Source organism: Flavobacterium psychroterrae (assembly GCF_018380615.1).
Lineage (GTDB): Bacteria > Bacteroidota > Bacteroidia > Flavobacteriales > Flavobacteriaceae > Flavobacterium > Flavobacterium psychroterrae.
The window spans coordinates 302,626-327,748 of the sequence record NZ_JAGYVZ010000002.1; the positions used below are offsets into that span (position 1 = coordinate 302,626).

Consider the following 25,123-nt stretch of genomic DNA (forward strand, 5'->3'; position numbering starts at 1 on the left):
TAATTTGTAGTGTTTGTTATTGATTTTACATTTTATTAGCGATTCTTTTAATATCGTTTAAAATATTTAGAGTGTTAAAGTTGACTAATAATCCTAGTTTTTTATTTGTGAGTCTTAGATATGTGTCAAGTTGTTTATAATGAATTGGAGCTAGATCTTCAACAGACTTTAATTCTATTATTACTTTGTCTTCCACTAAAAGATCTATTCTAAAAGCAGGCTCTAATGTTATCTCTTCATAAGAAATTGTAACTTCAACTTGTTTTTGAACTTGTAAATCGGCTTTTGTCAGTTCATAAAACAAAGCACTTTCATAAACAGATTCAAATAAACCGGGTCCCAAATTATTATATACTTTGAAAATTGCTCCTCGCACTAAATATGATATTTCATTTTCTGTCATTATTCTTTATTTAAATTTGATTCAAAATTAAAGAATTTTCTTTCATTTAGTATTTTATTGCAAGTAGTTTTAATAAATAAAAAATCATTTTAAATCTGCTTAAATCTCCATAAATCTGCGTGAAATAATTTTAGTCATATAAAAATGATGTCAAAGGACTTGAAGCAATCGCATGATTCTGCTGATTAGCGATTTTAGCTTCAAAAGCTTTTCTGCCTGCAATCACAGCTTCCTTAAAAGCTTCTGCCATTAGTTTTGGATTTCCGGCTACAGCAATTGCGGTATTGACCAAAACAGCATCGGCGCCAATTTCCATTGCTTTTGCAGCGTCAGATGGAGAGCCAATCCCAGCATCTACAATAACCGGAACATTACTTTGCTCGATTATAATCTCAAGGAAATCAATTGTTTTTAAACCTTTATTACTGCCAATTGGCGAACCTAAAGGCATAACGGCAGAAGTTCCGGCATTCTCTAAATGTTTACATAAAACAGGATCTGCGTGAATATAAGGCAATACAAAAAAACCAAGTTTAGCCAATTCTTCTGTTGCTTTTAATGTTTCAATAGGATCCGGCATTAAGTATTTTGGGTCGGGATGAATTTCTAATTTTAACCAGTTTGTTTCTAAAGCTTCTCTTGCTAATTGTGCAGCAAAAATAGCCTCTTTAGCATTTCGCGCGCCCGAAGTATTGGTCAATAAATTAATATTTGGATGTTTTAAATGCGATAATATAGCATCAGTTTCTGTTTCTAAATCAATTCGTTTGAGGGCAACCGTGACCAATTCGCTTCCTGATGCTAAAATAGCTTCTTCCATTTCACGATTTGAACCAAATTTTCCAGTTCCTAAAAATAGGCGTGAGGTTAAGGTTTTATCTCCAATTTTAAACAATGACGTTTGCATATAACTTTTCGTTTAGTTGTTGAATTAGTTTTTCTTTTTGATCGCTTATTGTGATCATTCCGGAAACCGCAATGCCATGAATTCCAGTTTCCATTAACGGACTAATGTCTTTTAATGTGATTCCGCCAATCGCATAAATCGGAATCTGAATTTTATTATTTTTCATTTTTTCGACAATATCATAATATCCAGATAAACCCAATATTGGACTTAATTTTTCTTTTGTTTCCGTAAATCTAAACGGCCCTAAACCAATATAATCGCAGCTATTTCTAACATGATTTACAATATCTTCATAGGTATTTGCAGTTCCTCCGATAATTTTTGTGCTGCCTAAAATAGCTCTTGCTTCAGCAATTTTCATATCGGATAATCCTAAATGCACTCCATCTGCGGCAACTTGCTGTGCCAGATATAAATTGTCATTTACAATAAAGTTGGCGAGATATTCTTCGCATAAAAATTTTACAGCTTCGGCTAAAGCAAAAGTGTCTTTTGCAGTTTGATTTTTAAAACGCATTTGTACCCAATCGCATCCGGCATCTAGCGCCAGATGAATATTATACAATTGCTTTTCGATTGTTTCTCCTTGTGAAATGTATTGCAGTTTATTGTACATAATGATATCCGATTAAAGTTGAAGTTGAACTCAGGTATTTTTCGATGTAAGTTTTAGCATTTTTACACGCTTCTGTTTGAGATTGATTTATGGCTAAATTTGCCGCAATTGCAGATGATAATACACAACCAGAACCATGTTTCTCAAAGCATTTTTTGTCAGAAGGTAATAGGTCAATAATTTCATTTTTTAGAAATAATCGATCAGTTCCAATTTCAGAAGGATTATGTCCGCCTTTTAATAAAATTGCACTTAGGATTTCGTTTTGATGCCAAAGTTCATTAGAAATAAACCCCGGAAATAAAATTTCTATTTCATTGTAATTGGGAGTAATCAAATCGATTTTGGATAGAATTTTATCCAAATCCAATTGATCTTTTATCCTCATAAATTCGAATTTTGTAGTCGATTTTAAAACCGGATCCCAGACAATTTTTGTTGCCGGAGACAGTAATTTTATCGTAGACAGAATTCGGTTTAAATAATGCAACGAAGGAACGATTCCGATTTTTACAGCGTTAATTGTATAGTTTTGAAAAAATGTTTCAATTGACCGAATGACAAAACTCAAATCTGTCCATTGAATTGCATGAAATTCATTTTCTGTTTGGATAGTGTTCGCTGTCATAATTGCAAATCCTGTAACCTGATGCTGTTCGAATGTTTTGATATCTGCCAAAACACCAGCACCGCCAGTTGGATCAAAACCTGCTATAGTGAGTGCAACTGGACGATTTTTTGACATAATTTAAATTGTTTTATTGGATTTTCATTGTTCCAGATACTTCCTAAAAGTGCCACATCATCAAAACCATTTTCAAGAGTTTTTTGAATGTTTTCAGCATCAATTCCGCCTAAAGCGATAACTTTTGTTTTATTATTTGTTTTTAATTTTAAAGCTTCAAAAAGGTTTTCTTTCGGACGATAATTCTCTTTAGAAATACTTGTAAAAACCGGGCTTAGAAAAGCGTAATTAAAATCATTTTCTAAAGCATTAAAATCTTCAATAGAATGTGTTGACGCTGATTTATGCATAGATGATTTTGAAAATCGTATAGCAAAATCAGAATTACGTGCTCTTACTTTTTCAGAAAAATGAATTCTCTTGATTCCAAAATCTTCTGCTAATTTATGATGATGGTGTAAAACTAAATTAGATCGATATCCAAATTTTATCTGATGAATAAAGTGAGCCATTTCTAACTCAGAAAAATCAGGTTTCCGAATATGAAGCAAAGACAATCCTTCGTCAAATAAACCATGAATAATGTCTATTTCATTTGCAATAACAGAAGGATTTGTAATTACTATCATCATAATCTTTTCTCTTGATTCTTTCTTCTATTTTCTTTTTAGATATAAATTTCTTTTCCTTGCTCAATAAACTCTTCTGATTTTTCCTGCATGCCTTTTTCAGCTGCTGCAACGTCTCGAATTTCCTGAGAGATTTTCATCGAGCAGAATTTAGGCCCGCACATAGAACAGAAATGAGCCACTTTTGCACCTTCAGCCGGAAGTGTTTCATCGTGAAATTCTCTTGCTGTATCCGGATCCAATGATAAATTAAACTGATCTTCCCAACGAAATTCGAAACGAGCTTTACTTAACGCATTATCACGATATTGTGCTCCCGGATGACCTTTGGCTAAATCAGCAGCATGAGCCGAGATTTTATAAGTGATAACACCGTCTTTTACGTCTTTTTTGTTGGGTAAACCAAGATGTTCTTTTGGCGTTACATAACACAACATCGCACAACCATACCAACCAATCATTGCAGCCCCAATTGCCGATGTAATATGATCGTAACCAGGCGCAATATCAGTAGTTAACGGGCCTAGAGTATAAAATGGAGCCTCATTACAATGTTCTAATTGTTTGTCCATATTTTCCTTAATCATGTGCATTGGTACGTGACCTGGACCTTCAATAAAAACCTGAACATCATGTTTCCATGCAATTTTTGTTAATTCGCCAAGTGTTTCTAATTCGGCGAATTGAGCAGCATCGTTGGCATCGGCAATAGATCCCGGACGTAAACCATCACCTAAAGAAAAAGCAACATCATATTGTTTCATGATTTCGCAGATTTCCTCAAAGTGAGTATATAAAAAGTTTTCTTTGTGATGAAACAAACACCATTTTGCCATTATTGATCCGCCACGAGAAACGATTCCGGTAACGCGATCAGCGGTTAAATGAATGTAACGCAATAAAACTCCGGCATGAATTGTAAAGTATGAAACTCCTTGTTCTGCTTGTTCAATCAAAGTATCACGGAAAACTTCCCAAGTTAAATCTTCGGCAATTCCTTTTACTTTTTCTAAAGCCTGATAAATAGGAACAGTACCAATAGGGACTGGTGAATTACGAATAATCCATTCTCTTGTTTCGTGAATGTTTTTTCCTGTTGATAAATCCATAATAGTGTCAGCTCCCCATCGACAAGCCCAAACGGCTTTTTCAACCTCTTCTTCTATACTTGAGGTCACGGCACTATTCCCGATATTAGCGTTTATTTTTACTAAAAAGTTACGCCCAACAATCATAGGTTCGCTCTCAGGATGGTTGATATTGTTGGGGATTATGGCTCTTCCGCAAGCTACTTCGCTTCGAACAAATTCCGGAGTGATTTTGCTTTTTGGCGTGTTGGCTCCAAAGCTATGTCCGTTATGTTGGCAACGCATCGCTTTGGTTTGTTCGTTCAAAAGTTCGATACGTTGGTTTTCACGAATGGCAATATATTCCATTTCAGGAGTTATAATTCCTTGTTTTGCGTAATATAACTGCGTTACGTTTGCGCCTTTTTTAGCTCTTTTAGGTTGATGCAAATATTCAAAACGAAGATGATCTAAACTTTCATCTTTCAGTCTGGTTTGACCGTAATCAGAAGTGATTTCGTTTAGAATTTCGACGTCATTTCGATTCAGAATCCAGTTTTCGCGTAAGCGTGGAAGTCCTTTTCGGATGTCAATTTCAATATTTGGATCCGTATATGCGCCAGAAGTGTCATAAATAGTTACAGGTGGATTTTTCTCAATTCCACCATTAGAAAGTTTTGTGTCGCTAAGAATCACTTCACGCATTGCAACTTCTATTGGATGAATTTCACCTTTTACGTATACTTTTTTGGAGTTTGGAAAAGGAGTTCTGGAGATTTTTTCTTCGTTAGTCATAAGGAGAAGTTTATAGTTTGTTGTTTATAGTTTTTTGTTTCAGGTTTCAAGTTTTAGGTTGATGTAGATTGTGTTTTATGCAATTGTCTACGACTTGTATGTCAATTGGAATTTGGAATTTAATTTTTGGAATTTGTTTTTTCTGCTAGGGATAGAAGTGGAAAGCCCGTAAAGGAGGAAGCCGGAAAAAATAAGGATTAGGAAAGCGACCAACGGAAGCTTTGCTAAGACTATATTTTTTTGGTTGACGACTGCGGACTTGAAACGGATAGCCCGTTTAAGCAGCCATATTATCCTCCTTGCGTTGCAGAAATAATTAAGATTTCGTCAGTTTCGCGTACGAGGAATTTGTTCCAGTTGATTTTTGGAACAACGGTATTGTTAATGGCAACGGCGATTCCGTTTTGTTTGTTTGGAATTTCGAGATCTAGCAATGACTGAACGCTTAGCGATTCAGCATTGAATTGTTTGATTTGTTGGTTGATTTTTAGTTCCATTCCTTAAGTTTTTAGGTTTTATTAAGATTCACTATAGTGAATCTCTACCTTAGGAATGGCTACAATTACGCATAAAAATGCGCGCAGAAGTCATCTTACTTTTCCCTACGCTAGTATGAACTAGATCAGGTTCAGAGGGTAAAATCTCAGCCTACTTATTAGTAGACACCCCTAAAGTGTGAAGCAAATGTAATAAAAAAAATAGTTAAAAGTTTCAGGTTTCAAGTTTAAAGTTGATTTTAAGAGACTGAAAACTAAAAACTGCGACTGGTTACTTGACTCTTGTCCAGCAATTTTCGACATGATCGTTGACCATTCCAGTGGCTTGCATATGTGCGTAAATTACGGTTGAACCAACAAATTTAAAGCCTCTTTTTTTTAAATCTTTACTGATTTCGTCTGAAATTGGAGTAGTGGCGGGAATGTCTTTTGTGGTTTTTGGATTGTTGATGATGGGTTTTCCGTTAGTGAATTTCCAGATGTAATTAGAGAAACTTTCAAATTCTTCCTGTACTTTCATAAATGCCTGCGCATTTGAAATAGTAGCCCGTATTTTAAGTTTGTTGCGAATTATTCCAGCATCTTGTAATAATGATTCTATTTTTTCTTCCGTATAATTGGCTATTTTTTTATAATCGAAATGATCAAAAGCAAGTCTGAAATTTTCTCTTTTATTTAAAATGGTAATCCAGCTTAAACCAGCCTGGAAAGTTTCTAAAATTAGAAATTCAAATAATGAAGGATCGTCATAAACTGGAACTCCCCATTCTTCGTCATGATATTTTTTATATAAATCACTGGCAGAACACCAACTGCATCTTATTTGATTTTCTGTTTCCATTTATTTGCCTATTTGCCAACTATATCCTTTCACACCCGGAATATAAGCTGAACGACCAATTATAACAAGTTCATTGTAAATTCTTTTATCATATTTAATACCAATAGCAGTTCCGGATGTATACAATTTATTGGCTTTAAAAGTAATTTTCATCAACCCGTCTTTGAATTTAGCATCTGATACTTTTTCTACGAACCAAGTCGAACGCCATTTAATAGCAATTTCATCTTTATCGGTTTTTGTAATGGTTTTTATGAGTTTTACAGCTTCCTGCGGAATTTCAAATTTCTCAGCTAACTGATCCTGAGTTAAAGTTTGCCCAATTTTACTTCCGTAAAGTATCTTACGCAGGTTAACGAATGTCATTAAAGTCTTATTTGCTTCCTTGCTAAAATCCAAATTATGGTTTTCAGTACTTTCCGAACTTTGAATCTGCGGTTTAGAGCTATTATCCTCTTTTATTGAAAAAGAATCCTCTTTATTTATAACATATTTCTTTTTTGAAAGAGATACAATTTCCGGAGATTTTTTTGCAAAGACTTTTGCTGATGCAGCTTTTAATTTATTTACAGGATAAACTTTTTCTTGTTCAGGCTGTTTTTTTGCATCGTTACCACAACCTATAAAAAAATAGGTTATTAAAAGCAGTAATATGGCAATTGTCTTTTTCATAACTACAAGATACTTAATCTTTTTTAGAAGGATCTTCTTCCAGATATTTTTTTATCAAATGATGACCTAAATAAATCAAAGGCGTTAATAAAACGGCAACTGAAAGTTTAAAAATATAACCCGTTAATCCGGATGATATAAAGGTTTGAAAATCAATTTTTCCGGGTAACCAAAAAGCAATACCCAATACAATAAAAGAATCGAATAATTGTGAAATTACCGTTGATCCAGTTGTTCTAAGCCATATTTTTTTTTCGCCTGTTCTTCTTTTAAAAAACCAAAATATCCAGACGTCAATTAATTGTGATGCCATAAAAGCTATCAAACTACCCACAATTATCCACATACTTTGTCCGAAAACTGCTTGAAATTGTTCATCATTTACGGGGCTTATTCCTTTTGCTGCCGGAATTACAATTGCCATAAATAATAGTAAAAAGGCATATGCAATTAAACATGCAGTTATAACTGAAAGTTTTTTTACACCTTTTTCACCAAAATATTCATTGATCAAATCTGTTGTTAAAAAAACTATTGGCCACGGCAAAATACCTATGCTCATTACAAATGGACCAATTTGAATTAATTTTCCTCCAATAAGTTCAGCGACAACGGCGTTCGTTATAAATATGCCCGCTAGAACTACAAAAACAATCTCTTTTCTGGTTTTAAACATGTGATGTGATAAAATGAAGTTTCAAATTTAAGGTATTTCTCTATAACTTGGAATGGATATTTTTAATTTAAAGTATGGTTTACGCATATTCTATAAGTTAAAATTTTCTTTTGAATACTGATTTTTAGTTACATTTGGAACAGTAACATATTAAATCAAATTAATGATAATGAAAAAAATAATAACAATTTTTCTCATGGGAACAACCTTATTTTCGGCCAACGCACAAAACAATTCCGACAATCCATTGCTTAAAAAATGGACAGGTCCTTACGGAGGAGTTCCTGCTTTTAATGAGTATAAAGTTTCGGATTTTAAACCTGCAATTCAATTTGTTATTCAGGAAAAACTTAGCGAAATAGACGCTATTACTAATAATCCAAAAGCACCAACTTTTGATAATACTATCGCAGCTTTAGAACGTTCAGGTAAAACAATGTCTAGAATTTATACCAGTTACGGTATTTATGGTTCGACTTTAAGTACTCCGGAATTTGATGCGGTAGAAACAGAAATGTCTCCGAAATTATCCGAGTTTAGTGATAAAATAGTTCAAAATAAAAAACTTTTTGCAAGAATTGAAACTTTATACAATTCAAAAGAAAGCAAAAAACTTACAAGTGAGCAACAACGCTTAATTTGGTTGTATTATACTGATTTTGTTCGTGAAGGTGCAAAACTAAATGAAAAAGACAAAGAAAAGGTAGCAAAAATCAATCAGGAATTAGCGAGTCTTTTTACAAAATTCAGTCAGAATTTATTAGCTGAAGAGCATAATCAATATGTAGCCCTGAAAACTGAAAGTGATTTTGATGGTTTGCCAAATGAGGTAAAAAATGCAGCAATTGCTGAAGCTAAAAGCAGAAAATTAGATGTTTTGGGATGTGTTGCAAATACACGTTCTTCTATTGAGCCATTTTTGACTTTTTCAACTCGCAGAGATTTAAGAGAAAAAGCTTTTGATATTTTTGTGAAACGTGGAGATAATGGCAATGCAAATGATAACAATGCAACTCTTGTTTCTATTTTACAATTGCGCACACAAAAAGCAAAATTATTAGGTTTTCCTACTTTTGCTGATTGGAGTTTGTCAAATAAAATGGCAAAAGATCCTAAGAAAACATTAGATTTAATGTTATCAGTTTGGGAGCCGGCTGTTGAAAAAGTACATCAGGATGTGGCTGAAATGCAGAAAATTGTAGATGCAGAAGGTGGTAAATTTAAAATTCAGCCGTGGGATTATCGTTTTTATGCTGAAAAAGTTAGAAAAGCAAAATACGATCTTGATCAAAATGAGGTTAAACCGTATTTGCAGCTGGAAAATTTACGTGAAGGTATGTTTTGGGTTGCAGGCGAATTGTTTAATTTAAGCTTTAAACAAATTACAAATGTTCCTGTATACCATCCAGATGTTCGTGTTTGGGAAGTAAGTAATAAAGTAACTGGTAAAGTGGTTGGATTATGGTATTTTGATCCTTATGCACGTGCAGGAAAACGTTCTGGTGCCTGGATGAATGCTTACCGTGACCAACAAAAAATGGATGGTGAAGTTCTTACTATCGTATCTAATAATTGTAATTTTATAAAAGGTACAGCAAATGAGCCAGTTTTAATTTCATGGGAAGATGCTACAACTTTGTTTCATGAGTTTGGTCATGCACTTCACGGATTATGTTCTAATGTAACATATCCGAGTTTGGCAGGAACAAGTGTTGCAAGAGATTATGTAGAGTTTCCATCGCAATTGTTAGAGCATTGGCTAGCTACTCCTGAGGTATTGAACAAATTTGCTTTGCATTACAAAACAAACCAACCATTACCACAATCTTTAGTAGACAGAATTGAAAAAGCATCTAACTTTGGTGAAGGTTTTTCAACTGTAGAAACTATTTCAAGCTCTTTAATTGATATGAAATTACACTTGGCTACAACAACTATAGATCCTCATAAATTTGAGAAGGAAACTTTAGATGCACTTCATATGCCATCAGAAATTGTAATGCGTCACAGAATTCCTCAATTCGGACATATTTTCTCAGGAGATGGATATGCAGCCGGATATTATAGCTACTTATGGGCAGATGTAATTAATGCAGATGCTTATGAGGCTTTTACAGAAGGAAAAGGACCTTATGACAAAGAAGTAGCAAAACGTCTTTATGATAATATTTTCAGTGTTGGAAATACTATTGATCAGGAAAAGGCTTATGAAAACTTTAGAGGAAGAGCTCCTAAATCTGATGCTTTAATGCGTGCGAGAAATTTTCCGATTATAGATAAAAAATAGTACGATTAGATTTTTATTGAAATCCCCGGATAATGTAATTATTCGGGGATTTTTTTATTTTGAATGGCTTTAGCTCAATGTCATTAAGTTAAGAAAAAACAGTATTAATATTGGAACGAATAAATCTCACGCAAAGTCGCAAAGCCGCCAATTTTACACATGAAATCTTTGCGCTTTTGCGTCTTTGAGAGAAACCAATTAACCATTATTAGCAAAAAAAAAGCCCGAATAAATTAATATTCGGGCTTTTATATTGAAATAATATATTAACCTAAAGTAACTCTTTTGAAACCTGTAATTTCAACATTGTATCCTTTAACGTAATCACCAACTTTTTTACTATCGTCTTTGATAAAGTTTTGATCTAACAGAGCTTTCTCTTGATCTAAAGTAGTATTGTCAGAGATGAAACGTTGAACTTTTCCTGGAATAATTTTATCCCAAATTTGTTCTGGTTTGCCTTCAGCTTTTAATTCAGCTTTAGCATCTTCTTCAGCTTGTTTTATAACTTCTTCAGTTAATTGAGAGAAAGAAATATATTTAGGAACATTTTTTAAAGTTTTTCCTAAACGTTTAGCTTCTTCATTGTCTTTTTCGATTACAGCAATACGAGCAGCAAGTTCAGATTCAACGAATGCAGGATCAAAATCTTTGTAAGATAATGTATCAGCTCCCATAGAAGCAACTTGCATAGAAACATCTTTAGTTAAAACGTCAGCATTAGGAATTGCAGCAGAAATTGCAGTTAATGCAGCAATTTTGTTAACGTGAACATAAGATCCCACGAAAGCACCTTCTAAGATTTCAAAACCACCAATTTCGATTTTTTCACCGATAACACCAGTTTGCTCGATTAATTTTTCAGCAACAGTAATTCCGTTGAAATCTGAAGCTAAAAAATCTTCTTTAGAAGAGAAGTTAATAGCTCTTTCTACTAGTTCTTTAGCTAAAGTTACGAAAGCCTCATTTTTACCTACGAAATCTGTTTCGCAGTTTAAAGTGATGATTGCTCCTTTAGTTTTATCAGCATTAACAAAAGAAACAGCAGCTCCTTCAGAAGACTCACGGTCAGAACGATTAGCAGCAACTTTTTGTCCTTTTTCTCTAAGGTTTTGTATAGCTTTATCGAAATCTCCGTCAGCTTCAACTAAAGCTTTTTTACAGTCCATCATTCCGGCACCTGTAGTTTGTCTTAATTTATTTACGTCTGCAGCAGTAATTGTTGCCATAATATTTTGAGTTTTAATGTTAAAAGTAAAAATTCCATCTTCTAAATCCCAAACTCCAATTTTATTAAATTATCAACATAACGTTTTTAATTTTGTATTTGGAATTTGGAATTTAAAATTTGGAATTTAAATTTGATTTATTCTTCAGTTGCAGCAGGAGCAGCAGCTTCAACAGCTGGTGCAGCAGGAGCAGCTTCTACAGCAGCAGGAGCCGTAGCTTCTTCTGTTGTAGCTTCAGTTTCTTTGTCAGAACCTCTGTCAGAAAGACCTTCGATTACAGCAGCAGTCACTAAAGATAAAATTTTGTCAATTGATTTAGAAGCATCATCATTTGCAGGAATAACGTAATCAACCTCTCTTGGGTCAGAATTCGTATCAACCATTGCGAAAACTGGAATGTTTAATTTTTGTGCTTCTTTTATTGCGATATGTTCAGCTTTGATATCTACTACGAACAATGCAGCTGGTAGTCTAGACATGTCAGCGATTGAACCTAAGTTTTTCTCTAATTTAGCACGTAGACGATCAACTTGCAAACGCTCTTTTTTAGATAACGTCATGAAAGTACCATCTTTCTTCATTTTATCAATAGAAGACATTTTTTTAACTGCCTTTCTGATAGTAACAAAGTTAGTTAGCATTCCACCAGGCCATCTTTCAGTGATGTAAGGCATGTTTGCAGCTTTTGCTTTTTCAGCAACGATGTCTTTTGCTTGTTTTTTTGTAGCTACGAATAAGATTTTTCTACCTGATGCAGCAATTTTTTTCATCGCTTCACTAGCTTCTTCAATTTTCGCTGCAGTTTTATATAGATTGATAATGTGAATACCATTACGCTCCATATAAATGTAAGGGGCCATATTTGGATCCCATTTTCTAGTCATGTGTCCAAAGTGAACACCTGCTTCTAGTAAGTCTTTTACTTCTATTTTGTTTGCCATTTTTGTACTAGTTTACGTTCTGTTGATTAGCAATGTATAAATGGCGGTTTCCCAGGCTTTATACATTTAGATGCTAAACTATTTCCTACCTCGGTAGGAGAGCAACAACAACTGTGTTTTTTAATTTCAATAAATAATTGATCATGTCTTGTCCTAATTGAACAAGACAGGTAATATTAACGTTTAGAGAATTGGAATCTCTTACGAGCTTTCTTCTGACCGAATTTCTTACGTTCAACCATTCTTGGATCTCTTGTTAATAAACCTTCTGGTTTTAAGATAGCTCTGTTTTCAGCATTTACCTCACACATAACGCGTGCTAATGCCATTCTTACAGCTTCTGCCTGACCAGTTGAACCACCTCCGTAAACGTTTACTTTTACATCAAAGTTGTTTACATTTTCTGTCATAGACATTGGTTGTAAAACTTTGTATTGTAAAGTTGCAGTTGGAAAGTAAGTTGCGAATTCTTTTTTGTTTACAGTGATTTTACCTGTTCCTTCAGAAACATATACACGTGCAACAGCGGTTTTTCTTCTACCGATTTTGTGAATAACTCCCATTACTTAAGATCGTTTAGGTTAACAGTTCTAGGTTTTTGAGCTCCTTGTTTGTGCTCAGAACCTACAACAACATTTAGATTTCTAAAAAGTTCAGATCCTAATTTGTTTTTAGGTAACATTCCTTTTACAGCTTTTTCTACTAATAATGCAGGGTTTTTAGATTGCAATACTTTAGCAGTTAAAGTTCTTTGTCCTCCTGGGTAACCTGTATGACGAATGTAAGTTTTGTCATCCATTTTTCTACCTGTAAGGTTAATTTTTTCTGAGTTGATAACAATTACGTTATCTCCACAGTCAACGTGCGGTGTGTAACTTGGTTTGTACTTACCTCTTAAGATCATTGCAATCTTTGAAGCAAGACGACCCAAGTTATGACCTTCAGCGTCTACAACGATCCACTCTTTCGTTACAGAGGATTTGTTAGCTGAAATTGTCTTGTAGCTTAATGCGTCCATAATATTATTTTAATTAAACATTCCATCCCCAATAAAGGGGATGCAAAAGTACAATTAATTATTTTAAAACCAAATACCTGAAAAGAATATTTTATCTGCTGAAAATCAGGACATCAGTTTTATAATTAATTGAATAAAAAAAAACCACCTTCTCAATAACGCGAAGGTGGTTCAATATTTAGAATTGTTTTTGTTAAACAATAAATAAATTTGCAATGTCTACGACTTGTTGTGTCGTAAGTGGTTCATCATAAGCTTCTGAACCTGCGGCAGGTCCAAATGCAGTTGAAGTATTGAATCCTGCCTGAGTAGTAACCCCTTCACCATCATAAACGGCTTGTGTTGCAGGTGGCATTCCTGCGCCTCTTTCGCTATTTGAGATCCATCCTTTTAATCCGCGTAATCTTCGTACTTCAGATGCGTGGCGTGCTTCTACAGAGTGAATTTGTAATGCGGCAGTCAATAAATCAGGTGCGCTAATTAAATTTGCTGCCTGACCTTTGTAAGCTCTTACGCCTGTATCTTCAAAAGCTTGGGCTAATGCTAAAAAGGTAGGATAGTCGTGAAACGGGTCAAATGCGCCGCCAACAGTGAAATCAAAAGTAGGTTTAGCAACAAAGTTCGCACTTGCTGGTCCGCCCAATCCTGCAATTAAAAATTTAACATGACTTGATTCGTGCGCTGCTATTTGTTGGAAAACTTTTAAATCACGACCTCCATTTTCTGATGCCGGGATTACGCCTGAATCTAATGCCATGGCATAAAATTCGTTTTCCAGGTATTCTAATGTCAATGCAAATTGCAATGCTCCAATTGAAGTTGCAGGCGTTGCAGTAATATCTTTTGCGAATGCCTTATTTGCCATAGCTGATAATCCAAATGGGATTGATGCGTATGCCAATGTTTTTCCTATGTTTCCAAACTGATTAAAACTATCTCTTCGAGAGCCAGTGCTTCTCATTAAGCTATCATCAGTAAATGTTTCTATAAATTTTAAAATATTCATAATTTCTAAGTTTTAGCTAGTTAAGATTAAGGTAAATATTTGGCAGTAAATTTTGTAGTAATGAAACCTCCGGCAATTGGCAGAATTTTAGAAGGATCTTTAGCAGCATCTAAACCTGTAGTTACATTAACGGTATCGTCTCCGGCAAAATCCTTAGAATTAGGATTAATCAAACTTCTAATAGCTGAGGCATGTCTTGCTTCTACCGAAACAATTTTTCCGGCTAATAGTAAATAATCAGGGCTTTTAATTAATTTCCCGGCTCCGTTATAAGCTGCAACACCAGTATCTTCTAATGCTTTTGCAGTAGCAAGAACGTCATTACGGCTGTTAAAATTTAGGGAACCATAATTAAAGGCTAAGGATGGAAGTAATTGGGAACTTGGATCTGGAAGTGCTCCGGTTAAAGCAGCTTTAAAAAAATCTCTGTGAATTACTTCATGATGATATAAGTCAGTTAGTACCTGACGTTCAATATCATTAAATGTGCTGTTAAAGCTTGTAGAGTTTACAACTTTAGTATAAAAATCAGCTTCTAGCTGTTCGAGAGCATAAGCATAGGTTAATACTCCAAAGTCGCCAGAGCCTAAGTCAAATACGCCATTTCTAATTCCTGGTAACGATGTGTCCTCCATATCGTTATCATCGTCATTATTGCTGCAGCCAGCCATTACCAAACCTGCAGTAACTAATGTTAAACCGCTGAGCTTAAGAAAGCTCCTTCTATTATTCAATGAAGGGTCAACTTCATGAATTTTAACTTCGTTTTTCATAATCAAGGTTTTTTAAAAAGGTTAATAACATGTATTAAGGTATTAACGAAATTTTTGTAAGTGCGGTTTTAGAAATTGAAGGTTTTTTTATTTTATTTTAAAAAGACCTTATAATTTCAAATACTGGTAGGTGTTTTTTGTTTTATTTTAGGTAATTCTACTATATTTGTATTAATTACATAAAATATTTTTTAAATGAAAGCTAAAGCAACTCTAAAACAAATTGCGAAAGAACTAGGTGTTTCTGTGTCGACTGTTTCAAAGGCATTAAATGACAGCCCGGAAATTAGTGAGCAAACGAAAGTGAAGATTAAGGAGTATGCCAAACTCAAAAATTATAAGCCTAATGTTATTGGTTTGAATTTGAAGAACCGTAAAACCAAAACTATAGGTGTAATTATACCTAATATATTAAACTCATTTTTTGCGAAGGTTTTTAGTGGTATCGAAAAAGTAGCCGATAAAAAAGGATATAATGTAATTACGTGTATTTCGAACGAATCATTAGAAAAAGAAATTCACACGCTTGAAATGTTGAGCAACGGAACAATTGACGGTTTTATATTGTCAGTTTCTGAAGAAGCTCAGAAATTACAGGATTACAGTCATTTTTCTGCTATTATTAATGATGGAACACCAATTGTAATGTTCGACAGAATCGCTGATGAAGTAGAATGTGATAAAGTTGTGGTTGATGATTTTGATTCGGCTTTGAATTCTACGCAGCATTTAATTGATTTAGGATGTAAAAATATCGCCTTGATTTCGTCTGTAGATAATTTAAGCGTTGGAAAATTAAGAGCTGATGGATATTTGAAAGCTTTAAAAGACAATAATATTCCGGTAAACGAAAAAATTATTCTTCGTACTGATTCTGAAGAGGATATGAAAGCTAAAATCGATGCAATTTTTGACAATAATATTGATGCAATTTTTGCTTTAGATGAAAATGATTCAGTTGCGGCTTTAAGAATTAGTTTGAAAAAAGGATATAAAGTTCCGGAAGATATTTCGATTATAGGTTTTGCCGATGGAATTTTAGCTTCAAGACGTTTATCACCAAGTTTAACAACGGTGAGTCAACACGGAATTGAAATTGGAGAAGTTGCTGCCAAACAATTGATCAAACGTTTAGAAGAAAAAGAAGATGAAACTTCAGATTATGAAACAATCGTTATTAAAACTAAGTTGAAAGAACGAGAATCGACCAGAAAAAAATAAGAAATTTAAATCCATAAAAAAAGACTGTCTGAAAAGGACAGTCTTTTTTTATACATATTTTTTGTCATTTCGACGGAGGAGAAATCACAGACAGAGAGCAACGCACTGTGGGGATTCAGCTCATGTGATTTCTCCTCCGTCGAAATGACAAATGTGTTGTTTTTTATTCAAAAACATAAAATCTAAACTCTGAAATCTAAACTCTAAAATTTTTAATGCGCAGCTAACCAATCTACACCCATACCAATTTCCACATCTAAAGGAACACTCATCATAAATGCATTTTCCATTTCGTGTTTGATCATTGGCTGAATTTTTTCGAGTTCATCATTGTGAACATCGAACACAAGCTCATCATGAACCTGAAGTAACATTCTTGATTTCCAGTTTTCTTCTTTTAGTTTTTTATGAATGTTGATCATTGCAATTTTGATCACATCGGCAGCACTTCCCTGAATTGGTGCGTTTACGGCATTTCGTTCAGCAGCACTTCTAACAACTGCATTTGCAGAGTTAATATCTTTTAAATATCGGCGACGGCCTAAAATAGTTTGTACGTATCCTTTTTCGCGCGCAAATTCTATTTGTTCATTAATATAAGATCTTAATCTTGGATACGTTTTATAATAAGCTTCAATCAAAGCCGCACTTTCGCTACGGGATAATGAAGTCTGGTTACTCAACCCAAAGGCAGAAACACCATATATAATACCAAAGTTTACGGTTTTAGCATTGCTTCTTTGTTCGCGTGAAACTTCTTCTAAAGGAACATCAAAAACTTTTGAAGCGGTTGCTTTATGAATATCTTCTCCGTTTTTGAAAGCGGCAATCATATTTTCTTCCCCGCTTAAAGCGGCAATAATTCTTAATTCTATTTGCGAGTAATCGGCAGAAATTAAAGTATGGTTTTCATCGCGTGCAACGAAGGCTTTACGAATCTGACGACCTCTTTCAGTACGAATTGGGATATTTTGCAAGTTTGGATTATTAGAACTCAAACGACCTGTTGCGGCAACAGTTTGCATATAATCCGTATGAACGCGTAGTGTTTTTTTGTCTACTTGTTCCGGCAAAGCCAAAATGTAAGTACTTTGTAATTTGACCATTTGACGCCAATCTAAAATTTCTTTTACAATTGGATTATCGTTTGCTAAATACGTTAAAACTTCTTCGCCAGTAGCATATTGACCTGTTTTGGTTTTCTTTTGTTTTGCACCGCCAATTTTCATCTTATCAAATAGAATATCTCCTAATTGTTTTGGAGAAGCTAAATTGAATTTTTCACCGGCAGTTTCGTAAATTTTTAGTTCCAAAGATTTAATTTCAACATCCATTTCTTTAGACATTGCACTTAAAAATTCAACATCTAACCTGATTCCTTCAGTTTCCATTGCGGCTAAAACGCTTACTAGCGGAATTTCGATTTCATCAAACAACTTTTTAGTTTCGGTTTTGTCTAATTTGGCAGTAAAAATTTCTTTTAATTGTAAAGTAATATCAGCATCTTCTGCGGCATATTCCTTGATTTCTTCAAGGGCAACATCGCGCATTGTAATTTGGTTTTTTCCTTTTTTACCAATTAAAGTTTCAATTGATTTTGGAGAATATTTTAAATACGTTTCAGCAAGAATATCCATATTATGGCGCATATCAGGATTAATCAAATAATGCGCGATCATGGTGTCAAAAAGTTTTCCTTTTACAACAACGCCATAATTAGAAAGGATTTTTAAATCATACTTTAAATTCTGACCAATTTTTTCGATGTTCTCATTTTTAAAAAACGGTCTGAACTTTTCAATTAAAACCTGAGCTTCTTCTTGGCTTTCCGGAAACGGAACGTAAAATGCTTTTCCTTTTTCGTAAGCAAAAGATATTCCAACCAATTCAGCATGTAAAGCATCTAAACCAGTGGTTTCGGTATCAAAACAAACCGAAGTCTGTTTTTGTAAATTTTGTAAAAGTAATTTAATTCCTAAATCGCCTTCAACGGCTTGATAGGAGTGAGGTGTATTTTCTAATGTATTATAAAAAGAAGTTCTTTCTTCAGCATCTTCACTTGTTGTTGCGCCGCCTCCAAAAAGATCAAATTGATCGTCGTTCTTCGGTTGTGGTTTTTTGTACAATTTGGCATCATCACCTTTGTTTGCTAATTCGTTTCCGCCGCCAAATTTAAATAAATTGTCAAATTGCTCCGCCATTCTTCTAAATTCCAATTCCTGAAAAATAGCGTCTGTTTTTTCAATATCAGGACGTGAAAGCTCGTAATCATTTTCGTTGAAAACCACATCGCAATCACATATAATAGTAGCCAGTTTTTTAGATAAAATTCCTTTTTCTTTATTGGCTTCAATATTCTCTTTCATTTTACCTTTCAGTAAATGAGTATTTTCAAGAAGTTTTTCCATTGTGCCAAATTCTTTCAGGAACTTTTTAGCAGTAACTTCACCCACACCAGGCAATCCCGGAATATTATCGACAGCATCGCCCATCATTCCCAGAAAGTCGATGACTTGTTCCGGTCTTTCGATTTCAAATTTTGCCAAAACTTCAGGAACTCCCCAAATTTCGATACCATTTCCCATTCGGGCTGGTTTGTACATAAATATATTTTCAGAAACTAATTGAGCAAAATCCTTATCCGGTGTAACCATAAAGACTTTGTAGTTTTCTTTTTCGGCTTGTTTGGCAATTGTTCCAATCAAATCATCGGCTTCACAACCTGCCATTTCAATAATAGGAATGTGCATTGCTCTTAATAAATCCTGAATATAAGGTATAGCAATTTTAATCGCTTCGGGCGTAGCATCACGATTGGCTTTATAATCAGAATACATTTCTGTTCTAACCTGACTTCCTTCTTTATCAAAAGCTACAGCTAAATGATCTGGTTTTTCACGTTTAATTACATCTAAAAGCGAGTTCATGAATCCCATGATCGCTGATGTATCCATTCCCTTAGAATTAATTCGCGGATTTTTTATAAAGGCATAATAACCACGAAAAATTAATGCATAAGCATCAAGAAGAAAAAGACGTTTTTGAGTTGACATAAAAAAAATATTAGTCTGTAAAAATAAACAATTGGGTTTTAAAAATGATTCTGTTCTGAAAAATAAACACAAATTTAAAACATGTAGATATTTTTCACCCTATATATATTGTAGAGGGGCACAGCGGTGCGTCTCAGGTTTGAAACATTTAATAAATTGAATTAACCATATAAGTAATATAAGTTCATTTTAGCAGTATGCGCTCCGTAGAGATGCACTGCATTGTAGACACGCACAGCATTTCATTGATAAAATTAAACGAACTTATATTACTTATATGGTAGAAAAGCACCCAATAGTTAATGTCAAGTTAAAATATTTATGTTCAGGGTTTTCTTCATTTTGTCTTCATATTACCGGGGTACATTTGATCTATAAATAAAATGTTATTAATTAAAATATTAGAAATCATGAGAAACGTATTAATGTTATTAGTTGCAGTTTTAGGAACAAGCGTTATGGTAAGTGCATTTCCTGCAAAAGAAGTTAAAACTGCTCCGGCCAAAGAAGTAAAAGCTACAAAACACCCGAAAAACAAATCTGATAAAAAAGTAAAATCAGAAAAAAGCCAGACTACAAAAGTAGAAGCGGTTAAAGTAAAAAATAAGAACAGATTATTATAAAATAAAAGGTTAATTAATTTAAAATATTAGAAATCATGAAAAATTTATTTATTGTATTGGTAGCAGTTTTAGGAACAAGTGCAATGGTTAGCGCTCAAACAACTCCCTCTCAGACAGCTCCGGCTAAAGAAGTGAAAGCTACAAAACACCACAAAAGCAAAGCTGACAAAAAAGCGAAAACAGAAAAAAGCGAAGCTAAGGCAGAAGCAACTAAAATGAAATAAAGAATTGTTTCTGTTTTGTTTTCAAAGATTGTAAAGGAAGCAAAACAGAAGTAATGATTATGAAGAATGCAGATGGGAAAGCTGGTAAAGAAATTTATCAGCTTTTTTTGATTCGTTAATTTTTTAATAATGCGTGACTGTATTTTTTAGAATTGCTTAAATTTAGTTGCGCTTAAACGCTGTGATATGAATATTTTAATTGTTGAAGATAATAAGGAACTGGCTGTAGAAATTTATGATTTTTTGTGCAATGTAGGTTACGTTTGTAAAATTGCCCATAATTGCGCCGATGCTTTAGAAGAGGTGAGCAGCAATGATTATGATGCAATGCTGCTGGATCTTGGTTTGCCTGACGGAGATGGTTTTGATATTTTGAAAACAGTTAGAAAAACAAACTCAAAAATGGCTGTAATTGTGCTTACGGCGAGAGGTGAATTAGACGACAGAATAAATGGTTTGCATCTTGGTGCAGACGATTATTTGACAAAACCTTTTGCTTTGACTGAATTAAGTGCGCGATTGTTTGCTGTAATTCGTAGAATTCATGGTTTTACCTTGAACAATTTGAGCATTCATGGTTTTTTGTTGCAACTTCAGGATTATAAGGTGAGTTTCGATGAAATTCCAATTAATCTGACCAAAAAAGAATTTGATATTTTTCAATATTTGGTTCTGAACAAAAACCGCGTAATTACCAGATTGCAGTTGACAGAACATATTTGGGGAGATATTCTGGAGGTAAATTCAGATTCTAATTTTATAGATGTTCATGTTCGAAATCTTCGTAAAAAACTTGATAAACATACTACTATAGATTGGTTTGAAACGGTTAGAAATGTTGGTTATCGTATAAATGAATAAACAAGTATTGTGAAGATAAAACATCAATTGGCTATTTTTAACGCACTAACAAGATTGTTGGTAATTTTAATTTTATGGCTAATGCTACCTATTTTGGTTGAAAATGTTGTTTACAGACACATTAATAATGGATTGCTGGAGAAAAAACAAAAATTTATTGATCATTTAGACCGAAATGAGATCAATGATTTCATCGAAAATTCAGATGATTCAACCGAAACGTATTCTCAGTTTTCAACATTGCATAGTGAGTTTTTAGTACTTTCAAAATCTCCTGTAAAAGCGCATAAAAAGAAAGTTGTTTTTACTAATGAATACCGAATTATTGAGGGTGAAGAAAATGAATATAGAATTTTACAATACCATTTTGTTTACGAAAATCAAGCCTATCAGCTGGAAATAGGAAGCAGTCTTGGCGAAGTAAATGACCTGACTTTTATCATAAGGTTTTTTATTATCATTGTTTTTGTCGTCATACTATTTATTACTTTTTTGGCAGATACTTTTTATATCGAATATTTGCTAAAGCCTTTTTATAAAATTATTGATACAAAAATAAGGCGCGTCAATGAACCCGAAGCTTTTGATCATACTCCAATAAAGGCAAGGTCGAGAGATTTTAGAGAACTTGATTCGGTTTTAAATCAAATGATGGATCGGATTGCAGAGCTTTTTAAAAAAGAAAAACAATTTATTTCTAATGTTTCTCATGAATTGCTTACGCCAATTGCCTTGCTTAAAAATAAGTTCGAAAATTTACTTCAAAATGATTCTCTAGATGATAATGCTTTTGATAAGATTGCTGGTTCGCTTAGAACATTAGACATGTTAAAAAAAATCATCAATAACTTATTGCTAATCTCCCGAATTGAAAATAACCAATACGAGGCAAACGAAGATGTGAATTTTCATGAGATTATAACAAATCTTCAAGATGATTTACAAGACAGGATTGATGATAGGGAAATTCAGTTTTTAAATCAAATGCAGCATGATTTTAATTTTAGAGGAAATAAAACACTAATTCATATTTTGATTTATAATTTAGTTACCAATGCTATAAAATATAATAGACCAAACGGAACCATTATTGTGACCGATGGTTTTCTCGAAAACAACTATTTCATTTCTATAACGGATTCAGGTATTGGAATGAATGCTTCTCAAATCGAAAATATATTCAACAGGTTTGCCAGAATAAGTTCAGATCAGGACGGGCAGGGATTAGGGCTTGCAATTGCTGATAGTATTGCTTCTTTTCATCACATAGAAATAAAAGTTGTTTCGGTAATAAATGAAGGTACAAGCTTTTCGTTATTGTTTCCTGAAGTTTCAAAAACACAATAAAAAGTTAATTTTGCGAGAGTGGTTTCATCTTCATTTAATCTTCATTTAGTGATTATATCTTTGAGGTATAATAAATGAAAATAATAATAATCATAAACTACAAATCATGAAAAAATTAGTAATGTTAGCAGTAGCTGTTTTAGGAACAACTGCAATGGTAAGCGCTCAAACAACTCCAGCACAAACAACTCCGGCAAAAGAAGCAAAAGCTCCTAAAAAAGAGAAAAAAGCAGACAAAAAAGCTAAAAAAGCAGAGGCTAAAGCAGAAGCAGCTAAACCAGAAGCTAAAAAATAATACGATGTTGTTTACATGTGTAAACTATGTTGTGGATTAAAAGGTTTTAAAAAATTTGGTAGAGAAAAGGCTGGTAGAGAAATCTATCAGCTTTTTGTTATTATTTGAGTTAAATTTTTGATAATAAAAAGCAATAAAAATTTCATTCTTTGTTACTTTGCTTAAAACTATAAATAATGATCTTACGTTTTGTACTTTTATGTGCTCTTTTTTTATTTATTGAGTTCTATTCCTATCAAGCCTTTCGTACTTTAATAAAATTAAGATGGGTTTTGATAAGTTATCAAATTATAAGTTTACTGCTTTTAATTTTTATCATTTACTCTTTTACGCAGTTTGATCGTTCTGTTGGGCAAACCAAACAAACCATGTTTACAATGGGATTATTGTTGCTGGTTTATGTTCCAAAAATAGTTTTAACGCTTGTAATGTTCGGAGAGGATATTTTTAGAATAGGAGCAAGTATCCTGAATTATTTCATGTACAATGCTTCACGTTCTGAAATGATGCCAAACAGAAGAAAGTTTGTCAGTCAGATCGCGTTAGGATTAGCAGCTGTGCCATTTTTATCATTGATTTATGGAATTTTTGAAGGAAAATATAATTTTAAAGTTTTTAAACAAACAATCTATTTTCCTGACTTGCCGGATGCTTTTGATGGTTTTAAAATCACTCAGATTTCAGACGTTCATAGCGGAAGTTTTGATAATCCGGATAAAATAAATTATGCGATCGATTTGATTAATCAGCAGGAAGCAGATATGATTTTATTTACAGGAGATATTGTGAATACTCATGCTAAGGAAATGCATCCGTGGTTAGAAACTTTCAATAGAATAAAACCCTATAAATACGGAAAATTTTCTGTTTTAGGTAATCATGATTATGGCGAATATGTAACATGGCCATCTGAACAAGAGAAAGATCATAATTTTGAAGAAATTAAAAAATTATACGGGCAAATAGGTTTTGAGCTTTTATTGAATGAACATACTTATATCCAAAAAGGCGCTGATAAAATCGCATTGATTGGAGTAGAGAATTGGGGTCAGAATTTTAAAAAGGCGGGAGATTTAAATAAAGCTTCTCAAAATGTGCATCAGGATGATTTTAAGGTATTAATGAGTCATGATCCAAGTCATTGGGAATATGAGATTAAAAATCATCCTAAAAACTTTCATTTAACATTATCAGGTCATACTCACGGTATGCAGTTTGGAATTGAAATTCCCGGATATTTTAAATGGAGTCTGGCACAATATATTTACAAACAATGGGCAGGCTTATACGAAAATGTTGGCCGATACGTTTATGTAAATCGCGGATTTGGTTTTCACGCTTATCCAGGACGAGTGGGGATTATGCCTGAAATAACAGTGATTGAACTAAAAAAAGGGAACAATGTGGCTTAATTCGTTAAAAATGCTACATTTGTATATAAATACCTCTTTTTAACAGATTAAAAAAGAATTAAATTTTTGGTTATATGTCAAAATTTGGAGAACTTATAAATGCTCAGGTTCCAGTGTTAATTGATTTTTACACAGATTGGAACGAATCATCTGTATCGATGCATCCTGTAATTAAGGATGTTGCGGCTGCACTAGGCGATAAAGCCAAAGTGATTAAGATTGATGTGGATAAAAATCAGGAATTAGCAGAAGCACTAAGAATTAAAGGACTTCCTACTTTAATGATTTATAAAGAAGGGCAAATGATCTGGAGACAATCAGGCGAACTTGATGCAAATACAATTATCGGAATTGTCCAGGAACAATTCAGCGTATAAAAACTTCTTTGCTGATGTTGTTTTTAGTGAATAATATCAAATGTATATCCGTTTTCCTTTAAAAAGTGTAAGGTTTTAGGCAACGCAAATTTTAAATTAGGCGAAGCTTTTATACTGTCATGAAATACAATTACACTTCCGGATTTTACATTTTTAGTGACATTTTCAAGACATTTTTCAGGAGTTATAGTTTGATCAAAATCAGCGCTTAAAACATCCCACATAATGATCTTATAACCTAGTTTTCGTAAAATTTTAGATTGAGCCTTTTTTATTTTTCCGTAAGGAGGACGAAATATAAGGTTGCATGTTTTTTCTTCTTCCAGAACGGCAGCACAATTTTTCACGCTTTCGATATAATCATCAGTTTGACTTTTCCAGCCATTCATGTGATTCATTGTGTGATTTCCTATGGAGTGTCCGTCTGTAATTAACTTTTCGAATAAGGATAAATTAGCTTTTATGTTTTTTCCAATGCAGAAGAAAGTTGCCTTTGCATCAAACTTTTTCAATTCAGATAAAACCCAGTCCGTAATCTCCGGAGTAGGTCCATCATCAAAAGTGAGGTATATTTTCTTTTCATTGTTTGGGATATCCCAGCAATATTTAGAAAACACCGTTTTTATAAAAGAATTAGTTTTTACCCAATAAAAGCTCATTTTAAA

The 25,123-nt window shown here is 33.5% G+C and carries 27 protein-coding genes and 1 riboswitch; of the genes, 9 read left to right on the forward strand and 18 right to left on the reverse strand.

Features of this window, described 5'->3' with window-relative positions; translation table 11 throughout:
• Positions 1–25: 25 nt before the first annotated feature.
• From KHA90_RS03130 to KHA90_RS03175, 10 genes are all read right to left on the reverse strand, one after another.
• A complete protein-coding gene (locus KHA90_RS03130; RefSeq protein WP_213295239.1) occupies positions 26–403 on the reverse strand; it encodes a GxxExxY protein in 378 nt (125 codons plus the stop codon).
• Between the two features lie 130 nt (positions 404–533).
• A complete protein-coding gene (locus KHA90_RS03135; RefSeq protein ID WP_317197370.1) occupies positions 534–1,310 on the reverse strand; it encodes a thiazole synthase in 777 nt (258 codons plus the stop codon).
• Positions 1,291–1,929 (reverse strand): thiamine phosphate synthase, encoded by a 639-nt coding sequence (locus KHA90_RS03140; RefSeq protein WP_213295241.1) that lies wholly within the window; start codon positions 1,927–1,929, stop codon positions 1,291–1,293. The genes KHA90_RS03135 and KHA90_RS03140 overlap by 20 nt, the downstream gene beginning before the upstream one ends.
• Entirely contained in the window at positions 1,919–2,674 is a 756-nt protein-coding gene (locus KHA90_RS03145; protein ID WP_213295242.1) for a hydroxymethylpyrimidine/phosphomethylpyrimidine kinase, read from the reverse strand. The genes KHA90_RS03140 and KHA90_RS03145 overlap by 11 nt, the downstream gene beginning before the upstream one ends.
• The gene (locus KHA90_RS03150; RefSeq protein ID WP_317197371.1) at positions 2,641–3,246 is read right to left on the reverse strand and encodes a thiamine phosphate synthase; all 606 of its coding nucleotides are present in this window, start codon (positions 3,244–3,246) and stop codon (positions 2,641–2,643) included. The genes KHA90_RS03145 and KHA90_RS03150 overlap by 34 nt, the downstream gene beginning before the upstream one ends.
• Before the next feature lie 35 nt (positions 3,247–3,281).
• Positions 3,282–5,105: a phosphomethylpyrimidine synthase ThiC gene (gene thiC / locus KHA90_RS03155; RefSeq protein WP_213295243.1), complete on the reverse strand. Its 1,824-nt coding sequence runs from the start codon at positions 5,103–5,105 to the stop codon at positions 3,282–3,284.
• Between the two features lie 290 nt (positions 5,106–5,395).
• Positions 5,396–5,602, reverse strand: a complete 207-nt coding sequence (gene thiS, locus KHA90_RS03160; protein WP_213295244.1) for a sulfur carrier protein ThiS — start codon at positions 5,600–5,602, stop codon at positions 5,396–5,398.
• Positions 5,603–5,687: 85 nt separating this feature from the next.
• Positions 5,688–5,785, reverse strand: a riboswitch (TPP riboswitch).
• Positions 5,786–5,873: 88 nt separating this feature from the next.
• Positions 5,874–6,443, reverse strand: coding sequence for a DNA-3-methyladenine glycosylase I (locus KHA90_RS03165; RefSeq protein WP_213295246.1), 570 nt, complete (start codon positions 6,441–6,443; stop codon positions 5,874–5,876).
• Positions 6,444–7,115 (reverse strand): hypothetical protein, encoded by a 672-nt coding sequence (locus KHA90_RS03170; protein ID WP_213295249.1) that lies wholly within the window; start codon positions 7,113–7,115, stop codon positions 6,444–6,446.
• A gap of 13 nt (positions 7,116–7,128) precedes the next feature.
• Positions 7,129–7,791 (reverse strand): queuosine precursor transporter, encoded by a 663-nt coding sequence (locus KHA90_RS03175; RefSeq protein ID WP_213295252.1) that lies wholly within the window; start codon positions 7,789–7,791, stop codon positions 7,129–7,131.
• Between the two features lie 169 nt (positions 7,792–7,960).
• On the opposite strand from KHA90_RS03175, the gene KHA90_RS03180 reads away from it, so the two are divergent.
• Positions 7,961–10,078, forward strand: coding sequence for a M3 family metallopeptidase (locus tag KHA90_RS03180; RefSeq protein WP_213295255.1), 2,118 nt, complete (start codon positions 7,961–7,963; stop codon positions 10,076–10,078).
• A 266-nt stretch (positions 10,079–10,344) separates the two neighbouring features.
• Here KHA90_RS03180 and tsf read toward each other — a convergent pair whose 3' ends face one another.
• The 6 genes from tsf to KHA90_RS03210 form a co-directional block, all read right to left on the reverse strand.
• Positions 10,345–11,307: a translation elongation factor Ts gene (gene tsf, locus KHA90_RS03185; RefSeq protein WP_213295258.1), complete on the reverse strand. Its 963-nt coding sequence runs from the start codon at positions 11,305–11,307 to the stop codon at positions 10,345–10,347.
• Between the two features lie 137 nt (positions 11,308–11,444).
• Positions 11,445–12,248, reverse strand: coding sequence for a 30S ribosomal protein S2 (gene rpsB, locus KHA90_RS03190; RefSeq protein ID WP_213295260.1), 804 nt, complete (start codon positions 12,246–12,248; stop codon positions 11,445–11,447).
• A 176-nt stretch (positions 12,249–12,424) separates the two neighbouring features.
• Positions 12,425–12,811 carry a 30S ribosomal protein S9 gene (gene rpsI / locus KHA90_RS03195; protein WP_007808909.1) on the reverse strand — a complete coding sequence of 129 codons (387 nt, stop codon included), beginning with the start codon at positions 12,809–12,811 and terminating at the stop codon, positions 12,425–12,427.
• Entirely contained in the window at positions 12,811–13,266 is a 456-nt protein-coding gene (rplM, locus tag KHA90_RS03200; RefSeq protein WP_213295261.1) for a 50S ribosomal protein L13, read from the reverse strand. Before rplM ends, rpsI begins: the two co-directional genes overlap by 1 nt.
• Positions 13,267–13,459: 193 nt before the next feature.
• On the reverse strand, positions 13,460–14,272 hold the full coding sequence (locus KHA90_RS03205; protein ID WP_213295262.1) for a ferritin-like domain-containing protein: 813 nt from the start codon (positions 14,270–14,272) through the stop codon (positions 13,460–13,462).
• A 26-nt stretch (positions 14,273–14,298) separates the two neighbouring features.
• A complete protein-coding gene (locus KHA90_RS03210) occupies positions 14,299–15,045 on the reverse strand; it encodes a ferritin-like domain-containing protein (protein ID WP_213295263.1) in 747 nt (248 codons plus the stop codon).
• 195 nt (positions 15,046–15,240) lie between these two features.
• Between KHA90_RS03210 and KHA90_RS03215 the strand changes: the two genes are divergently transcribed.
• Positions 15,241–16,266, forward strand: coding sequence for a LacI family DNA-binding transcriptional regulator (locus tag KHA90_RS03215; protein WP_213295264.1), 1,026 nt, complete (start codon positions 15,241–15,243; stop codon positions 16,264–16,266).
• Positions 16,267–16,478: 212 nt separating this feature from the next.
• Here KHA90_RS03215 and polA read toward each other — a convergent pair whose 3' ends face one another.
• Positions 16,479–19,319, reverse strand: coding sequence for a DNA polymerase I (polA, locus tag KHA90_RS03220; protein ID WP_213295266.1), 2,841 nt, complete (start codon positions 19,317–19,319; stop codon positions 16,479–16,481).
• A gap of 410 nt (positions 19,320–19,729) precedes the next feature.
• Between polA and KHA90_RS03225 the strand changes: the two genes are divergently transcribed.
• From KHA90_RS03225 to KHA90_RS03255, 7 genes are all read left to right on the forward strand, one after another.
• Entirely contained in the window at positions 19,730–19,942 is a 213-nt protein-coding gene (locus KHA90_RS03225; RefSeq protein ID WP_213295267.1) for a hypothetical protein, read from the forward strand.
• A gap of 35 nt (positions 19,943–19,977) precedes the next feature.
• Positions 19,978–20,166 carry a hypothetical protein gene (locus KHA90_RS03230; RefSeq protein ID WP_213295268.1) on the forward strand — a complete coding sequence of 63 codons (189 nt, stop codon included), beginning with the start codon at positions 19,978–19,980 and terminating at the stop codon, positions 20,164–20,166.
• Positions 20,167–20,352: 186 nt separating this feature from the next.
• Positions 20,353–21,027: a response regulator transcription factor gene (locus tag KHA90_RS03235; protein ID WP_213295269.1), complete on the forward strand. Its 675-nt coding sequence runs from the start codon at positions 20,353–20,355 to the stop codon at positions 21,025–21,027.
• Between the two features lie 81 nt (positions 21,028–21,108).
• A complete protein-coding gene (locus tag KHA90_RS03240; RefSeq protein ID WP_213295270.1) occupies positions 21,109–22,374 on the forward strand; it encodes a sensor histidine kinase in 1,266 nt (421 codons plus the stop codon).
• A gap of 106 nt (positions 22,375–22,480) precedes the next feature.
• The gene (locus KHA90_RS03245) at positions 22,481–22,669 is read left to right on the forward strand and encodes a hypothetical protein (RefSeq protein WP_213295273.1); all 189 of its coding nucleotides are present in this window, start codon (positions 22,481–22,483) and stop codon (positions 22,667–22,669) included.
• Positions 22,670–22,845: 176 nt separating this feature from the next.
• A complete protein-coding gene (locus KHA90_RS03250) occupies positions 22,846–24,081 on the forward strand; it encodes a metallophosphoesterase (protein WP_213295275.1) in 1,236 nt (411 codons plus the stop codon).
• Between the two features lie 74 nt (positions 24,082–24,155).
• A complete protein-coding gene (locus KHA90_RS03255) occupies positions 24,156–24,458 on the forward strand; it encodes a thioredoxin family protein (RefSeq protein WP_059117840.1) in 303 nt (100 codons plus the stop codon).
• A 23-nt stretch (positions 24,459–24,481) separates the two neighbouring features.
• Here the strand turns inward: KHA90_RS03255 and KHA90_RS03260 are convergent, their stop codons facing one another.
• Positions 24,482–25,117, reverse strand: coding sequence for a polysaccharide deacetylase family protein (locus KHA90_RS03260; protein ID WP_213295277.1), 636 nt, complete (start codon positions 25,115–25,117; stop codon positions 24,482–24,484).
• Positions 25,118–25,123: the final 6 nt, after the last annotated feature.

Coding starts and splice junctions, on each gene's coding strand:
- KHA90_RS03130 (WP_213295239.1), bottom strand. CDS start 403: ATGACAGAAAATGAAATATCATATTTAGTGCGAGGAGCAATTTTCAAA.
- KHA90_RS03135 (WP_317197370.1), bottom strand. CDS start 1,310: ATGCAAACGTCATTGTTTAAAATTGGAGATAAAACCTTAACCTCACGC.
- KHA90_RS03140 (WP_213295241.1), bottom strand. CDS start 1,929: ATGTACAATAAACTGCAATACATTTCACAAGGAGAAACAATCGAAAAG.
- KHA90_RS03145 (WP_213295242.1), bottom strand. CDS start 2,674: ATGTCAAAAAATCGTCCAGTTGCACTCACTATAGCAGGTTTTGATCCA.
- KHA90_RS03150 (WP_317197371.1), bottom strand. CDS start 3,246: ATGATGATAGTAATTACAAATCCTTCTGTTATTGCAAATGAAATAGAC.
- thiC (WP_213295243.1), bottom strand. CDS start 5,105: ATGACTAACGAAGAAAAAATCTCCAGAACTCCTTTTCCAAACTCCAAA.
- thiS (WP_213295244.1), bottom strand. CDS start 5,602: ATGGAACTAAAAATCAACCAACAAATCAAACAATTCAATGCTGAATCG.
- KHA90_RS03165 (WP_213295246.1), bottom strand. CDS start 6,443: ATGGAAACAGAAAATCAAATAAGATGCAGTTGGTGTTCTGCCAGTGAT.
- KHA90_RS03170 (WP_213295249.1), bottom strand. CDS start 7,115: ATGAAAAAGACAATTGCCATATTACTGCTTTTAATAACCTATTTTTTT.
- KHA90_RS03175 (WP_213295252.1), bottom strand. CDS start 7,791: ATGTTTAAAACCAGAAAAGAGATTGTTTTTGTAGTTCTAGCGGGCATA.
- KHA90_RS03180 (WP_213295255.1), top strand. CDS start 7,961: ATGAAAAAAATAATAACAATTTTTCTCATGGGAACAACCTTATTTTCG.
- tsf (WP_213295258.1), bottom strand. CDS start 11,307: ATGGCAACAATTACTGCTGCAGACGTAAATAAATTAAGACAAACTACA.
- rpsB (WP_213295260.1), bottom strand. CDS start 12,248: ATGGCAAACAAAATAGAAGTAAAAGACTTACTAGAAGCAGGTGTTCAC.
- rpsI (WP_007808909.1), bottom strand. CDS start 12,811: ATGGGAGTTATTCACAAAATCGGTAGAAGAAAAACCGCTGTTGCACGT.
- rplM (WP_213295261.1), bottom strand. CDS start 13,266: ATGGACGCATTAAGCTACAAGACAATTTCAGCTAACAAATCCTCTGTA.
- KHA90_RS03205 (WP_213295262.1), bottom strand. CDS start 14,272: ATGAATATTTTAAAATTTATAGAAACATTTACTGATGATAGCTTAATG.
- KHA90_RS03210 (WP_213295263.1), bottom strand. CDS start 15,045: ATGAAAAACGAAGTTAAAATTCATGAAGTTGACCCTTCATTGAATAAT.
- KHA90_RS03215 (WP_213295264.1), top strand. CDS start 15,241: ATGAAAGCTAAAGCAACTCTAAAACAAATTGCGAAAGAACTAGGTGTT.
- polA (WP_213295266.1), bottom strand. CDS start 19,319: ATGTCAACTCAAAAACGTCTTTTTCTTCTTGATGCTTATGCATTAATT.
- KHA90_RS03225 (WP_213295267.1), top strand. CDS start 19,730: ATGAGAAACGTATTAATGTTATTAGTTGCAGTTTTAGGAACAAGCGTT.
- KHA90_RS03230 (WP_213295268.1), top strand. CDS start 19,978: ATGAAAAATTTATTTATTGTATTGGTAGCAGTTTTAGGAACAAGTGCA.
- KHA90_RS03235 (WP_213295269.1), top strand. CDS start 20,353: ATGAATATTTTAATTGTTGAAGATAATAAGGAACTGGCTGTAGAAATT.
- KHA90_RS03240 (WP_213295270.1), top strand. CDS start 21,109: ATGCTACCTATTTTGGTTGAAAATGTTGTTTACAGACACATTAATAAT.
- KHA90_RS03245 (WP_213295273.1), top strand. CDS start 22,481: ATGAAAAAATTAGTAATGTTAGCAGTAGCTGTTTTAGGAACAACTGCA.
- KHA90_RS03250 (WP_213295275.1), top strand. CDS start 22,846: ATGATCTTACGTTTTGTACTTTTATGTGCTCTTTTTTTATTTATTGAG.
- KHA90_RS03255 (WP_059117840.1), top strand. CDS start 24,156: ATGTCAAAATTTGGAGAACTTATAAATGCTCAGGTTCCAGTGTTAATT.
- KHA90_RS03260 (WP_213295277.1), bottom strand. CDS start 25,117: ATGAGCTTTTATTGGGTAAAAACTAATTCTTTTATAAAAACGGTGTTT.